At 62.4% G+C, this 11,126-nt stretch carries 17 protein-coding genes and 1 pseudogene; 11 read left to right on the forward strand and 7 right to left on the reverse strand.

What is annotated here, in order from left to right; genetic code table 11:
* Positions 1 to 138 precede the first annotated feature (138 nt).
* Complete coding sequence (locus IWX78_RS16185) at positions 139 to 252, forward strand: helix-turn-helix domain-containing protein (RefSeq protein WP_334684816.1); 114 nt, start codon at positions 139 to 141, stop codon at positions 250 to 252.
* Positions 253 to 348: 96 nt separating this feature from the next.
* Here IWX78_RS16185 and IWX78_RS16190 read toward each other — a convergent pair whose 3' ends face one another.
* On the reverse strand, positions 349 to 960 hold the full coding sequence (locus tag IWX78_RS16190; protein ID WP_196834673.1) for a DedA family protein: 612 nt from the start codon (positions 958 to 960) through the stop codon (positions 349 to 351).
* A gap of 108 nt (positions 961 to 1,068) precedes the next feature.
* Here IWX78_RS16190 and IWX78_RS16195 point away from each other — a divergent pair, with 108 nt between their 5' ends.
* Positions 1,069 to 2,499: a sensor histidine kinase gene (locus tag IWX78_RS16195; protein WP_334684817.1), complete on the forward strand. Its 1,431-nt coding sequence runs from the start codon at positions 1,069 to 1,071 to the stop codon at positions 2,497 to 2,499.
* A complete protein-coding gene (locus tag IWX78_RS16200; RefSeq protein ID WP_196834674.1) occupies positions 2,496 to 3,173 on the forward strand; it encodes a response regulator transcription factor in 678 nt (225 codons plus the stop codon). The genes IWX78_RS16195 and IWX78_RS16200 overlap by 4 nt, the downstream gene beginning before the upstream one ends.
* Before the next feature lie 276 nt (positions 3,174 to 3,449).
* On the opposite strand, the gene IWX78_RS16205 is transcribed toward IWX78_RS16200, so the two are convergent.
* Positions 3,450 to 3,704, reverse strand: coding sequence for a hypothetical protein (locus IWX78_RS16205; protein ID WP_196834675.1), 255 nt, complete (start codon positions 3,702 to 3,704; stop codon positions 3,450 to 3,452).
* Between the two features lie 375 nt (positions 3,705 to 4,079).
* On the opposite strand from IWX78_RS16205, the gene IWX78_RS16210 reads away from it, so the two are divergent.
* The 3 genes and pseudogenes from IWX78_RS16210 to IWX78_RS16415 all read left to right on the forward strand — a co-directional run bounded on the left by IWX78_RS16210 (position 4,080) and on the right by IWX78_RS16415 (position 5,386).
* Positions 4,080 to 4,325 (forward strand): hypothetical protein, encoded by a 246-nt coding sequence (locus IWX78_RS16210; protein WP_196834676.1) that lies wholly within the window; start codon positions 4,080 to 4,082, stop codon positions 4,323 to 4,325.
* 304 nt (positions 4,326 to 4,629) lie between these two features.
* A pseudogene (locus IWX78_RS16410) lies at positions 4,630 to 4,911 on the forward strand (alpha/beta fold hydrolase); the annotation flags it as partial.
* A gap of 229 nt (positions 4,912 to 5,140) precedes the next feature.
* On the forward strand, positions 5,141 to 5,386 hold the full coding sequence (locus IWX78_RS16415; protein ID WP_334684820.1) for a hypothetical protein: 246 nt from the start codon (positions 5,141 to 5,143) through the stop codon (positions 5,384 to 5,386).
* Between the two features lie 210 nt (positions 5,387 to 5,596).
* On the opposite strand, the gene IWX78_RS16490 is transcribed toward IWX78_RS16415, so the two are convergent.
* The gene (locus tag IWX78_RS16490; RefSeq protein WP_196834677.1) at positions 5,597 to 6,388 is read right to left on the reverse strand and encodes a phosphotransferase; all 792 of its coding nucleotides are present in this window, start codon (positions 6,386 to 6,388) and stop codon (positions 5,597 to 5,599) included.
* A 15-nt stretch (positions 6,389 to 6,403) separates the two neighbouring features.
* Positions 6,404 to 7,456 (reverse strand): SDR family oxidoreductase, encoded by a 1,053-nt coding sequence (locus IWX78_RS16225; RefSeq protein WP_334684818.1) that lies wholly within the window; start codon positions 7,454 to 7,456, stop codon positions 6,404 to 6,406.
* A gap of 93 nt (positions 7,457 to 7,549) precedes the next feature.
* On the opposite strand from IWX78_RS16225, the gene IWX78_RS16230 reads away from it, so the two are divergent.
* From IWX78_RS16230 to IWX78_RS16420, 3 genes are read left to right on the forward strand one after another with little or no spacing between them, the layout of a single operon-like run.
* Positions 7,550 to 7,864 (forward strand): ArsR/SmtB family transcription factor, encoded by a 315-nt coding sequence (locus IWX78_RS16230; protein ID WP_196834678.1) that lies wholly within the window; start codon positions 7,550 to 7,552, stop codon positions 7,862 to 7,864.
* 43 nt (positions 7,865 to 7,907) lie between these two features.
* Positions 7,908 to 8,339, forward strand: coding sequence for a GNAT family N-acetyltransferase (locus tag IWX78_RS16235; RefSeq protein ID WP_334684819.1), 432 nt, complete (start codon positions 7,908 to 7,910; stop codon positions 8,337 to 8,339).
* Complete coding sequence (locus tag IWX78_RS16420) at positions 8,272 to 8,457, forward strand: hypothetical protein (RefSeq protein ID WP_334684821.1); 186 nt, start codon at positions 8,272 to 8,274, stop codon at positions 8,455 to 8,457. Before IWX78_RS16235 ends, IWX78_RS16420 begins: the two co-directional genes overlap by 68 nt.
* A gap of 324 nt (positions 8,458 to 8,781) precedes the next feature.
* On the opposite strand, the gene IWX78_RS16240 is transcribed toward IWX78_RS16420, so the two are convergent.
* From IWX78_RS16240 to IWX78_RS16250, 3 genes are all read right to left on the reverse strand, one after another.
* Entirely contained in the window at positions 8,782 to 9,288 is a 507-nt protein-coding gene (locus tag IWX78_RS16240) for an RNA polymerase sigma factor (RefSeq protein ID WP_196834679.1), read from the reverse strand.
* A complete protein-coding gene (locus tag IWX78_RS16245; protein WP_196834680.1) occupies positions 9,285 to 9,947 on the reverse strand; it encodes a hypothetical protein in 663 nt (220 codons plus the stop codon). Before IWX78_RS16245 ends, IWX78_RS16240 begins: the two co-directional genes overlap by 4 nt.
* A gap of 258 nt (positions 9,948 to 10,205) precedes the next feature.
* Positions 10,206 to 10,586, reverse strand: a complete 381-nt coding sequence (locus tag IWX78_RS16250) for a DUF952 domain-containing protein (RefSeq protein ID WP_196834681.1) — start codon at positions 10,584 to 10,586, stop codon at positions 10,206 to 10,208.
* Between the two features lie 98 nt (positions 10,587 to 10,684).
* On the opposite strand from IWX78_RS16250, the gene IWX78_RS16255 reads away from it, so the two are divergent.
* Both IWX78_RS16255 and IWX78_RS16495 read left to right on the forward strand, forming a co-directional pair.
* The gene (locus tag IWX78_RS16255; protein ID WP_196834682.1) at positions 10,685 to 10,963 is read left to right on the forward strand and encodes a TetR/AcrR family transcriptional regulator; all 279 of its coding nucleotides are present in this window, start codon (positions 10,685 to 10,687) and stop codon (positions 10,961 to 10,963) included.
* On the forward strand, positions 10,942 to 11,037 hold the full coding sequence (locus IWX78_RS16495) for a TetR/AcrR family transcriptional regulator C-terminal domain-containing protein (protein ID WP_196834683.1): 96 nt from the start codon (positions 10,942 to 10,944) through the stop codon (positions 11,035 to 11,037). The genes IWX78_RS16255 and IWX78_RS16495 overlap by 22 nt, the downstream gene beginning before the upstream one ends.
* Positions 11,038 to 11,126: the final 89 nt, after the last annotated feature.

Raw genomic sequence — 11,126 nt, forward strand, 5'->3', positions numbered from 1 at the left:
GAGGCGGTGATCCTCCCAGAACTCGCCGCCGCATAAGCTAGAAGCACTGACCCGCACGGTGTCGAGAAATTCCACCACTCAGCGGGACGTCACCGTGGGAAGCAACCCACGCTCTCGAATTCGCAGTAAAAACACCTCATGGAAATCCACAATGCTGACACCCATTCGACCGGGGAAATAGCCGAGCTATTTAACGTTGCCCGATCCACGGTCTACCGAACTATTGAACGACAACTGCGAGCGGGACACTGATATCCAACAAGCGCCAGTTGACGCCGTCGCATGACGCGGTCGCAGAGCGCGCAACGACCGCGTCAGCTGGGAACCTCTCGGGGAAGGGACGCTGCTTCATGAGCTGGCTTGAACTCTTCGGCGCTGCACGACCACGGCTGTGGCGATCGCCACTCCCGCCACGAGGAACGATGGGATCGTGTACTTGTCGACGATCTCCAGCAGAACCCGACCGATCGTCGCTCCGCCGACGACCCAAAGCGTGGCCCAGATTGCTGCGGCAACGGCGCAGATCGCGGCGAAGCGCCGGTAACGGATCGTGGATGCTCCCGCGGCTGCCGCCACGAGGGTTCGTATGCCGGGCATGAGTCGAGCCACTATGACGACCCAGAACCGGCGGGCGACGAAGTCGCGGGCGGCCATCCATCTGTCCTGCCCGAGGCGTTTGATCAGTTTTGTCTCGCCGAGACGCGGTCCTAGCTTGCGCCCGACGGCGAAGCCGATGTGATCGCCCAGGAAGGCACCGGCTGCCGCGGCCACGACGGCCAGTGCGACATGTATGGGGCTATCCGCGAGAGCGATCGCTGCGAGTACGATCCCCGTCTCGCCGGGAAGGACGGCACCCACACCGAGCGCTGCGTCGATAACGGCGAAGAGGAACACGCAGACGAGCAGGAGGGTCGTATGCTCTCCCGCTTGGTCCAACAACGTCCAGATGAGATCGATCATGACTGCGACGCTATGAGAATGAGGAGAGGTGCCAGAATTAACGATCGGCTGCATTGTCACTGACGATCGTTAGTGCCGCGCGATTCGACCACCTCGTACATTGGTGGAATGACCTCCCCATCACTGAACCAGCGCGCCCAGGGCACGCGGACCCGTACCGTGGCCGGTGCGATCGTCGCTGTAGTGGCCGGGCTCTCGTCGCGCTGGCTGCTCGTTGACGCCCCGTTGCTCGCGCTGGCAGTCATCGCCGTTGGTGCTGTTGTTCTGATTCTCACTGCACCGAGAGTTTCTCTCCTCGTCATTGTCACCTGCGTGATGGTGTCGGCGATCGTCATGCAGCTTCCGGGATTCACCATCGAGGGCCTCGTTTTGGGCACGGTCGCCGGCCTTCTCACCTCGCTTTTGCTCGCAGGACCTCTGGCGGTCGCCGCGGTGCTGCGGCACCGGCGTGACTATCTCCATCGCGGCTGGCGATTAGCAGCGATGGAGGCCGATAGACGCTCGGGTGACATACAAACCGCAATCCAGCATGAGCGAATGTCACTGGCCTCAGAGATGCATGACGGACTCGGCCATAGCCTCACCCTGATCGCTGTTCGGCTTGGACAGCTCTCGCTCAATCGGACCCTTGCGCCCGCTGACCGCGCTGCGGTCGCCGAGCTGCGCCAGGCTTCGGCGGAGGCGGCAGAGGAGCTGGGAATCGCCGTGCGCCTGCTTCGTGATCGCGACGTGGTCGCCACCGCTCCGGACGCCCGCACGATCGTGGACTCCGTCGAAAGCGCGCGCTCAGCTGGCATCCCCGTGACCATCGAGGTTCCGGAGGATCTGAGCAGAATTCTGAGCGCAGAGGCGCAGACTGCGGTCGCACGACTTGTCCAAGAATCCCTCACGAACGCCGCGAAGCACGCGCCCGGTGAACAGGTCAACATCTCGATTCATGTCGCCGATTCCACGATGATGGCCGAGGTCTCCAATGCGATGCCTACCGACGCTGGAGCCGGTTCACCGTCGTCCAGCGGGTTTGGGCTCGTCGGAATTCGGCATAGAGCCACAGTCCTGGGCGGGACTCTGGACGTTCGGCGTTCGCCGGACGTCTTCGCGCTGAAGCTCACGCTCCCGACAGACGCTAAACCTCTCACGGCCGATAGCGCGACGGATGCGGAGTGCATTGTCGCCGCGGAGAACGAAGCAGCGCAAGGCAGGACCAAAGCGACGAGAACCGCTATCGCGCTGCCGGCGGCGACCCTTGCTACCGCGCTGGTGGTCACCACCGCATACCTCACGGCGGCCACGATGCTCTCGGTCATGAGTCCGCTTCAGTTTGCCGAAATACAGCCTACTGATTCTCGCGCGGAGGTCGAGCTCTCACTGCCTCCGTTCGAGCTCCTCGACGCGCCCTCCGATCAGTTCCCGCCGAGGAGCGGTGAGCAATGCCGATACTACGAATCCGACGTCAGCTTCTTCGATCGTCGAGACGTTCATGTGATCTGCTTTGACGACGACGCCGTCACCCGCACGGGAGTTGTGCCCGCGCCATGACCGATATTTCGATCCCGTCCGTACGGCCCATTCGCGTTCTCATCGCGGACGACGATCGACTCGTCCGAGCCGGCATCGTCGGGATTCTGTCCACCGCTGATGACATCCAGGTTGTCGCCGAGGCAGAGGACGGGCTTGAGGCGACCAAGGCCGCCAACGCGCACTGCGTCGACGTGGTCCTACTCGATATCCAGATGCCGCGTCTCGACGGTATCCAGGCGCTGCGCGACATCAAGCGGCATCAGCCTCATCTGCCGGTCGCGATGCTCACCACGTTCTCGGACGATCTGCTCATCAGCGATGCAGTGAGCGCCGGAGCGCTCGGATTCCTGCTCAAGTCCGACGATCCGCAACAACTGATCGGCGGCGTCCGCGCGCTCGCTCAGGGCGGAGGCGCGTTCTCCCCCCGCGTGGCGCGGTGGCTCGCCATGCGAGAACGCACCTCGATGCGCTCGGATCAGCAGATCCAGCGGATCCGCGACCTGCTCACTGCGCGGCAGCTGGAGCTACTGGCATTCGTCGGCCAAGGACTGTCGAACTCTCAGATCGCTTCTCAAATGCATCTGTCTGAAGGCACTGTCAAACAGTATCTTTCGGCCCTCTTCACGCTCCTCAATATCGACAACCGCGTCCACGCTGCGGTCCTCGCCTATCGGACCGGGTTGCTCGGGTGATGAATCGCGACGATAGATGGCGGTCTTTTCGCAGCGCTGCATGTCACGTCTGCCTCTCGTGAGGCGATCGTCTTGGTGAGAGGTTTCCTCGAACGTATCTGGCTTGCGCGAGGGTTAGCGAATCGCACGGAAGATTCGCAACGTGGTTCGGAAGACCTTTCCGGAGTGCAGCTCGGACCGCGCGTCCGTTGTCGTAATAACCAAGTTCGCGCGTCAGATCGTTCACGGTTACTCCATCATCTGCCGCTCGAACATTGGCTGAAGGAGGAGTGACGTTCACCGATGTTGACTTTCCACCGACAGCTGCCACCCGATTCCAGGTCCCATGCAAAGGAGCAGTTGGACAGCCGCGTCTTTCAGCGCGACGGCCTCGACCGATGTCTTGCATTCGGCCCAGCGGATCTCCACTCTCATCCAGGCGATCGCGTCCCGCGCCCAAGCTGAGGCGCGGGCAACCTGACCGCGGCGGACGGCCGCATGATTTTCCTCGATGACGCGGACCTCGGCGAGTGCTCGGTCGAGCGCGGCCACACGGAAACCACTTGAGCGACTTTGCCAAGACGGTATATGGATAGTCGCCCTCGAAGGCTCTGGCTTTTCCGTTCACCTGCCATCCCGATGTACACCACGCACCGTCTGAAATGCGCATCGATAGACCCCTTTTCGCATTCCGTCGCGGCCCCGCGGCTGAACGGGACGGCTTACCTCCCGCGTCGCGATCAACCAGCGGACGATGTCGGATGCGCGTCAGACCTGTTCAGCGCGAAAGTTAAAGCTAAGGGGCAGGAGGTCAGTAGCAATTACGCTCACGAGACCTTCGGCTGATGGAAGAATCACGCGCACCTTCGGATGGTAGTCAGCGAGAATCTGTCTGTCCCGCCCACATGGGCTCTTCACCCCGCGTCCGTGATTGCCCACCGCGACTATGTGCGTCAGCTCAGTTGCACCAGCCGCTCGCGCCGCACCAAGTGCGACGAGTTCTGCACATGGGCCACCCGTGAAGTGGTAAAGATTCACTCCCACAAACGTTCGCCCGTCTACCGCCCGAACGGCCGCACCCATCGTGTGCACGCCGTCTTCGTCGGGGCCAGCATCAGTGGCCGCATCAATGGTGTCGCGCGCGAGGTCGACAAGCGACTGCTCGAGCGCTGACAGAGGTAGCGCCGAGGGCGGGAGCGAAGTAGTCACGACACGATTGTAGAAGTCACCTTGCTCATGCCTTGCGCTGCCGTCATAAGAGGGACCTTCAGCGGCAAAGAATATACGATCAGAAGGGGATTCGGTAGCGCGCTGTGGGGGCCGCGACGTACTATGCGGTGAGATTCTTGCTACGGAGGGGGCCGCCCGTGACGCAACACACCCTCGAACTACCAGAGGTCGACTTGTGGTCTATGACGTCCACGGGCCATTGCCGACCACGGATAGCCGCCCGCCGCTGGTGATGATCGGCCAGCCGATGGACGCGAGCGGGTTCCAGGCCCAGGTGAAGCTGTTCGAGGACCGCACCGTCGTGACGTACGACCCGCGCGGCTTGGGCCGGAGCAAGCGGAAGGACGGCGGGGTCACGAACGAGCCGGAGACACAGGCCGAGGACATCCACGCGGTTATCCGGGCGCTGGGCGCCGGTCCGGTGGACATGCTTGCCAGCAGCGGCGGTGCGGTGAGCGCGCTCGCGTTGGTCACGGCGTACCCGGACGATGTGTCGACCCTGGTCGCACACGAGCCGCCGATCGACTGCGTGTTGCCGGATGCGGAAGCTGTCCAGCGGGCCCGGGCGGCATACACCCAGGTTTACCAGGACAAGGGTTGGGGAGCCGGAATGGCCGCGTTCATCGCGATGACCTCGTGGGAGGGCGAGGTCACGGATGAGCACCTCGCCCAGCCCGCGCCCGAGCCGGCCGCGTTCGGGATGCCAACGGAGGACGACGGCACACGAGAGGACCCGCTGCTGTCACCGCTCCTGGGCGGTGCCCCTCTACCAGCCAGATCTCGAGGCTCTGAAGGCGGCGGCGACCCGGATCGTGGTCGCGGTCGGGGAGGAATCCGTGGAGGTCTATACCGGTCGGACCGCGATCGCGTTGGCCGAACAGCTCGGCCAACAGGCGACGGTCTTTCCCAGCCACCACGGTGGCTTCATGGGTGGCAAGTTCGGCTACGCAGGCCAGCCTGAGGCCTTCGCCGCTAAACTCCGGGAGGTACTGAACCAGCCCTGAAACCACCATCGGACGCCTGGTGGGGCTACGAACGGAGCAGTCCCAGGTCCCAGCCGACGGCCCCACAGCGTAGCGCATGGCGGTCAGCCTCACCCATCGATGGAGTGGAGCGATCCGCTCAGCAACGCCGTCGATTGGGGTATGAGGTCGTGCAGCCGATCGGGTCGTACGCGAGCGCCCACCGGATGACGTCCAAGGCGTTCAAAACCGTCAGCTCACGCACAACCGTCGTGGCTTCCGCGTCGGTGAGCCCACTCCCCTCGACCACATTGGCCCAGGCCTCCGCCGCGCCAGTCGATGAGGGTGTATCGCTCGCCCCCTAGGAGATTCCGCGTTGACATGTCGCCGTGGATGAGTCCTTGCGGAAGCGATCGTTGTTGAAGCCAGTCCAGCATGTGGAGGAGGCGTGAGCGCTCGTCGGGGCGGTAGACGTCGAGGGACCAGTGCGTCGCCGTGGCTGAGCGCTTCCCTGTTGTAGTCGAGGTGTGCCAGCCTCGCAACATCGAGGTCACGTCCGAAGCGCGAGAACAACGCCTCTGGAGCATCACTGACGTCGAGTTTGGCAAGCGAAGAGGCGAACCTGCCGATAGACCTCCACGCCCCTGGATCGCTTGCCGACGGGGTGTTTCCTGCGACGTAATCGACGACGAGAAACGAGAGACCATCCAGCCATCCCCTCGCGACCATCGGAGAACTGGGGATCCCCGCAGTCGCTGCGGCTCGCAGGCACAACGCTTCGACGTCGAATGGATCGGCAACCTGGTCGCTGACCTTCGAGAACCGAACGACAAGATCGCGACCGTCCCCGTTCACACGCACAACGTGGTTTTCATTTCCACCCGGAAGTGCGGACGTTCGAGCCACGTCGATCCCCAACGACCGCACGATCGAAGCAGCGATCGCCGGTATCTCCACACCCCTAGGGTAGCGTCGGTACGCTCTCCATCTGTCCGCGACCGGAACCTTCAACGGCTCCTCGACCGCACGGATGTGAGACGACATTCTTCTGCCGCTTGCCTAGGGAATGAGTCGCTGGTCTCGGAGTCTCTGGAAGATACCGAGGAACATCGCTTCGCTGTCGACATATTTGTGGAAGCCGGCGCGTCTCGACTTCGACGTGTCCGCGATGACGTCGTAGTCCCATGAGAAGACGAAATCACCGAACTGCCAGGAGGAGACATCCGAGTAGGGGGTCTTCGTCAGGCTGTGTCTTGCGACCATTGCATCCCACAGCTCGGCTTTGTCTGACATTACGTCGGTGAGTCTCATCGGCAGAGGCGGCGCTACCTCAAGGTCGAAAAACGCCGCGATCTTCGGCCACATCGAGGACCACCGGAACATGTCGCCGTTGGTGATGTTGTACGCCTGATTTGTGCTGCCCGGGTTCGTTGCGGCCCAGACGGTGGCTTCCGCGAGCAGGCCTGAGTCTGTCATCTCAATCAGACTTGTGTACGCCCCGAACTTGCCGGGGAACCGGAACGGGATGCCGAGCTCTTTGCTGATGGAGGCGTACACCGCGATCACCATGGCGAGGTTCATGGGATTGCCGAGCCCGATTCCGACCACAACCGAGGGGCGCAGTGCCGACCATGACCAGGCGGCCTCTGACTGTCTACGCTCAAGGAACTGTTGCTGGTCCACGTTGAATTCCGGCGGCATGTGCGGAGGATCGTCCTCCCGGGCCGGCGTCGAGAACGGTCCCAGATGTGCACCGTAGACCTTGTACCCCTGCATCAAGCTGATGTGTTCGAGGTTCGGCGCGACGGATTCGATCGCATCAACGGTGTTGGTAAGCATGGCCACGTTGGGCGGGACGAGTTCGGCCCAACTGGCGCGGTCCTGATAGGCGGCGTAGAAGATATGGGTGACTCCGGTCAGGCCCGCGAGCTTCGCAGCGGTGTCGTCTCTGTCCAGGAGGTCAACGGCGACGTGCCGCACCGCTCCTTGGCTGAAGCCTCCACGTCGAGACAGGCCGATGATCGACCAGCCCCCCTCGCGTTCGAGGTGCTCGATCAGACGTCCTCCGATCACACCTCGTGCTCCGACCACCAACGCAGTTCGCAGTGCCATATTTTCTCCCATCGTAAAAACGCGATTTATCGATCTCAGTTGTAGCACAACATCGTCACATCGCGATATTACGATTCGCGCTAGTCTCGAGTCATGGGCGAACTCAGCGACGATCAATTAGTGGGTGCTTTCAAAGCGCTTGGCCACCCGACCCGCCTGGCGATCCTCGGATGGCTCAAGGACGGCAATTCATTTCCACCGCAAGACCAGCCAGCAGACGAGGTCGGAGTGTGCCTGAAACACATCCAGGCCCGCGCAAACGTGTCCCAGTCCACCGCTTCACAGTTCATGGCGACGTTGCAACGCGCAGACCTAGTAATCTGCACTCGTATCGGCCAGTTCTCGCACTACCGCCGCAACGAGCAAACCATCGCCAAGCTCGGCAGGGCAATCGGCGCGGACGTTTAGCCGCGCCGCGACACACTCGCCGGAAAGAGACAAGGTCCGATACATGCCCACCTATCACGCCAAACCCCCTGACGCGCAGACTGAACGTCTCGACTTGAACCGTCCCAATTCCGACGATCTCCACGAGCTGTTCGCGATTTGCAGCGATCCACGCGTCTGGAGTCACTTTCCGAGCCTCCGACACACCGATCTGGGTCAGACGGCGTCAATGCTCGACCGCTGGATCGACAACTGGCACTCGAATGGACTAGGAACGTGGGTGGCCAGAGCCAAAGGCGAGCCGTCGATAATTGGCTACGGCGGCTGCGGAATGCTCTCAACCGCGGTCTGGAACCTCGGCTACCGGTTCGCCGCCCACGCGCACGGCCAGGGCTACGCAACCGAGCTGGCGCAGGAAGCGTTGCGTCATGCAGAACATGTGGCACCCCGATCTTCCCGTTGTCGCCTACCTCCTCGAGCACAACAAGGCATCTGAACGCGTCGCCCAGAAGCTCCGAATGCAGCTTGTGCACCGTGGACCGGATGCCAGCAATCCTGACCCTGCGGCCATCCGGCTCGTTATGCAACCCAGCCGCTCTCTGACGACCAACTGACAGCAGCGACGCGCTGAGGCGTCTCTCCGGCTGGTTCGCGAACCGTCCTCTGACGCAGGCCGACCACACGTCGCACGAACGCTCTTAGCGTGAAAGGTGACTACGGCGAGCGATGCAGTGGCCAGCTCATCGTGCAGAAGCGGGACCGGCCAGTAGTAGGCCGTCACGACGGCATGGTCGAAGGCTTCGATCTGCCCGCCTTCGAAGAACCCACTCGATGCCTCACCCCGGAGCGGAGTAGCGCGGGTGCGTCTGAGCGGAATCGACGCCCCGGAGTTCGAGAGGACCGCTCAGAGGGGCGTGCGCTGTTCACTATCGAAGTTGCTAGGCGATTCGGACTTCAGAGATCAGTGCTGTGCGGAGATCTGCTTTCGCTTTTTGGTAGCGACTGCGGGCCGTGGACGCCGGGATGTCCAGGATTTTCGCGGCTTCTGTCAGCGAGAATCCTTCCCAGTGGACCAGTCGGATGAGTTCCGCCAGGGCTGGTTCGAGGCGGGCAATCGCGTCGCGAACCTCGGTGCCGTCGTCGGCAGGGTTTGCCGCCGAGTCATGGTGGAGGTGGCCGCGGATACGGTCGGCAAGTGCCCATCGACGGCGTTCGCCGCGCGCATGGTTGAGGAGCGTTTTCCGTGCGATCCCGAATAGCCACATTCGTGCCCGTTCTGATTCCGCGGGGAGGTGGCGAACCCGCCGCCAGGCGGTGACCATCGTCTCACTGAGGAGATCGGGAGCGTCGTCGGGGCCGGCGCGTCGGGCGAGGTACGCCAGCAGGTCGGTCGCGTTCGCCTCGAAAGCCATGATCAGTGCCGCGTCTTCCAGGTGGCGTGTCATTTGTCGCCATTCCAGTCTTCGCCGCTGCAATGCAGCTGGCTGTGCCACTTCACCGCGGCAAACTCCTCGAAGTCCGAGTCATACTCGGGGAGTTTCGGGGCGGGCAGATCGGTGAGGTCAAACCCTCGCGCCTTCAACGCGTTGATGGCGGCTTCTTGCAGAGCCAGGTCGTGGGCCGTCCACTCATTTATCTCCGCAGCCTGAGGATCGATGTCGGCTTGGTCCGTCGCTGCCTGCGCAGCTTCAAGCGCCGCGAGATGCTTCACCACGAACGGGTCGGCGGCCGCCTCGATGTCTGTGTTCGCGAACCAGTCATCGACGGCGCGGTCCACGCCGCCCTGGATCATCGGATCGTGCGTGTCGACAGCGCTGTAGCGGATCTCGCATTCTCCCCACGTCGCAGACGTGTAACTGTAGGTCCGGTCGGGGTTCTCCAGCCCTGTGCCCCAGAGCCAGCCCGAAGCCGCCGTCGCGACCCCGGCCCCACCAGCGAGCAGAAGCGCGAGGGCGCCACTGAAAAACGCCGTCCGCCGATACTTCCTCGAGGGACGCGCCACACGCCGCGCATCCGCGAGCATCAAGCGCAGGTCCTTCTTATCGATCACCGGTCGCCCCGGCGCCGAAGCGTCCAGCAGGTCATCCAACATCTCTCGATCCATGAGTTTCTCCTCGTCTCAGGGTAGGTTCACTGAATACCTGTCCGGCTCGCCGCAATTCGTCCACGTAGGCAGCAAGATCCCCCGAAGCGAAGCACGATTACGGCCCTCGAAAGCAAAAGGGCATCGCGAATAGCTCGATGTCCTCCGTCGCGCGATCTTTCTCGCCCAAGACCTCGCGGACCCCAGCGTGCCGATAGTTCACGATCTCTCGGGGGACGGACACTCATAGCCTCCAAACCATGTGACCTTGATTCGTCCTCAATCGAGATGTGATCGAGTGTCAAGGTGTCGGCGGTCCGGAGCTATGAAGCCGTTCGCCGATCGCTCGATAAGGAGTACCTCAACCACGGCCGCACCGTCAGTTTGGATTGGACCGTCCACCTGCGGCTGGCCGGGCGTGTTCTCCGTCACTCCGAGGCCCTCTGCGAGGAGTGCGTCGGTGTCGAGAATTATCAGCAGAAGGTCGAAGCGAGCATGCGCGTAACGGTGTTCGAGTACGTCACCGACACCGCTCAACGTGACGGCGTGCACGAATCCCGCATCGTTGAGGCTGACGCCGCGTGTGGAGACTGCGTATTCTCCGAGGTTCCGTGCCGACTCCCAGTCGTCGACGATAGCGATGTGTGCGATCAGTGACATTGGTGCTCTCCATTAATGAAACTGAAGAGTCTCATTAAGGAGAAAGGCAGGGAGTCAAAATGTCGAAACGAGGCAGGCCAACCGGTGAAGAACGTGCCGTGCGCCGGGATCGCATCCTCGACGCTGCAGTCCAGATGTTCGCGGCGCGTGGTTTCGAAGCGGCCAGCCTTGACATCATTGCTGCAACGGCGGAAGTCACGAAACGTACTCTCTACATCGATGTTGGCGACAAAGCTGCACTATTCGCCGCGGCGGTCGAGCGCGAACACGACCGGATCCGGGCTGTGGCAAATGCCACCGGATCTCTGATCGACGTGGCGACAGAGACCGTCTTTGTTCTGCACTCCAGCCTGCAGTGGCGCTGCATCGCTCGGTAATTGCGGAGGCTTCGCGCTTCCCGGACCTCGCCGCACACTTCTACTCGACAGGTCCGAGACACTCGATCGGGTGACGTCCCCTGGGGTGGTGTGGTTTCCGGGGTTCTGAGCGTCGGATTGTCGACGTGGTGAGCCATCGTGGGATGGTCAGTGAGAACCGATC

Origin of the sequence: Mycetocola sp. CAN_C7, assembly GCF_015752285.1 — a bacterium.
GTDB lineage: Bacteria > Actinomycetota > Actinomycetes > Actinomycetales > Microbacteriaceae > Mycetocola_A.

Coding starts and splice junctions, on each gene's coding strand:
- IWX78_RS16420 (WP_334684821.1), top strand. CDS start 8,272: ATGCAGAACATGTGGCACCCCGATCTTCCCGTTGTCGCCTACCTCCTC.
- IWX78_RS16230 (WP_196834678.1), top strand. CDS start 7,550: ATGGGCGAACTCAGCGACGATCAATTAGTGGGTGCTTTCAAAGCGCTT.
- IWX78_RS16245 (WP_196834680.1), bottom strand. CDS start 9,947: ATGGATCGAGAGATGTTGGATGACCTGCTGGACGCTTCGGCGCCGGGG.
- IWX78_RS16490 (WP_196834677.1), bottom strand. CDS start 6,388: ATGTCGTCTCACATCCGTGCGGTCGAGGAGCCGTTGAAGGTTCCGGTC.
- IWX78_RS16195 (WP_334684817.1), top strand. CDS start 1,069: ATGACCTCCCCATCACTGAACCAGCGCGCCCAGGGCACGCGGACCCGT.
- IWX78_RS16225 (WP_334684818.1), bottom strand. CDS start 7,456: ATGGCACTGCGAACTGCGTTGGTGGTCGGAGCACGAGGTGTGATCGGA.
- IWX78_RS16190 (WP_196834673.1), bottom strand. CDS start 960: ATGATCGATCTCATCTGGACGTTGTTGGACCAAGCGGGAGAGCATACG.
- IWX78_RS16250 (WP_196834681.1), bottom strand. CDS start 10,586: ATGTCACTGATCGCACACATCGCTATCGTCGACGACTGGGAGTCGGCA.
- IWX78_RS16200 (WP_196834674.1), top strand. CDS start 2,496: ATGACCGATATTTCGATCCCGTCCGTACGGCCCATTCGCGTTCTCATC.
- IWX78_RS16235 (WP_334684819.1), top strand. CDS start 7,908: ATGCCCACCTATCACGCCAAACCCCCTGACGCGCAGACTGAACGTCTC.
- IWX78_RS16185 (WP_334684816.1), top strand. CDS start 139: ATGGAAATCCACAATGCTGACACCCATTCGACCGGGGAAATAGCCGAG.
- IWX78_RS16240 (WP_196834679.1), bottom strand. CDS start 9,288: ATGACACGCCACCTGGAAGACGCGGCACTGATCATGGCTTTCGAGGCG.